Raw genomic sequence first — 1,289 nt, 5'->3', positions numbered from 1 at the left:
CATATCGTGGATTTCCCACATGTTTTTTTCGAAGACAGACATGGCGACTCTGACAAATATACCGTGGTCACTCAACAATTTTATCGTTTTACAAGTTTGGGCAAAAGAGCCTTTTCTCCCTCTAAAGGAGTCATGGACCTCGGAATTGACACTATCAAGAGAAATGCCGACGATGATTTTTTGCTTGTAAGTCTTCAAAAGCTCCAGGCTCTCTTTTCGCATGAGTGTTCCGTTTGTTAAGACAGCGACTTTTTTGAACTTTTTACACACATAGTCAAGAATCTCATTGGCGTTTGGATGGACAAAAATTTCTCCGCCTGTGATTTCGCATGTCAATACACCGTTATCAAACAGCATATCAGCCGTTTTTTTGAATTGCTCAATCGACACGGTGCCGAGCGCTTCAGGTGAGCTTTCCAAATAACAGTGGGCGCATTTCAAATTACAGCGGTGCGTCAGTTCAAAGGTGGCGTGCAGGGGCATCGGAAATTCATTGCTGCCGCTCGTGGTGATTGTATGGCGGCTGGCCCGGTTTCCAAGCTGGATCACCTGCTTGTTCTGGAGCATGTTAAGCATGTCGTAATACCAATCTTTATGGTCTTCCGGTGATTCATCATACACTGCACATTGCTCAGCTAAAATCTGCTCAGCTGTTTTTTGGCCATCCATGCGCATGCAGAGCTCGTAAGCCGTTTTGTTGAGATCCAAATACTCAAAGTCAGAAATGGAGACATTATCGCGCAAGTAGTCGATTTCTTACACGCCGCCCTCAGGAAGCTGGTGAACTCTTACACTTTCATTAATAAATGGAAACATCTGCTCTATAAACAAAATACCATCCCCTATACATATGATTCAAATGAAAAACGGTTGTGTATGTATATCCAAGAGGTAGATTTTAGTTAAAAATTGTAATTTACTTAAAAAGGGCATAGTAGAATGACTATGCCCTTTTGGGAGATCCTTACCCCCATAGACCGAATAGACCTGTTGCACCGGCAATTTCAAAATCAGGGATAGGACCGTCCACTAGACAAGCGGCTCCGATCGAGCATGTTGCACAACCTTTGTTTTCTACAATGACAGCTTTTTTCATAATTGAATCCTCCCTTTTTTTGTTTTTCTAGCAGATCTATGTTGTACTTTTATCTTAAAACTATCAAATTACTAATTCAATGCATATATTTTGAAAAAAATGTGAAAAGGAAATGATAGATTTCGGAAAAATGTAACATTTCCTAAAGGTAATTAGTGATATGATTTTCTCTTCTATATAAGGAAATGCTTTT

At 40.3% G+C, this 1,289-nt stretch carries 2 protein-coding genes and 1 pseudogene; all 3 read right to left on the bottom strand.

What is annotated here, in order from left to right; genetic code table 11:
* Nucleotides 1-831 (bottom strand): annotated as a pseudogene (locus ACWHAR_RS21820) (PqqD family peptide modification chaperone); the annotation flags it as partial.
* A gap of 24 nt (nt 832-855) precedes the next feature.
* Nucleotides 856-1,008: a bacteriocin-like protein SboX gene (sboX, locus tag ACWHAR_RS21815; protein ID WP_010886632.1), complete on the bottom strand. Its 153-nt coding sequence runs from the start codon at nt 1,006-1,008 to the stop codon at nt 856-858.
* Entirely contained in the window at nt 965-1,096 is a 132-nt protein-coding gene (sboA, locus tag ACWHAR_RS21810; RefSeq protein ID WP_003222002.1) for a subtilosin A, read from the bottom strand. The genes sboX and sboA overlap by 44 nt, the downstream gene beginning before the upstream one ends.
* Nucleotides 1,097-1,289 lie beyond the last annotated feature (193 nt).

This window comes from Bacillus sp. LR--39 (genome assembly GCF_053613335.1).
The sequence above is the reverse complement of the archived record's forward strand: the minus strand, read 5'-3'. Positions and strand labels throughout refer to the sequence as shown.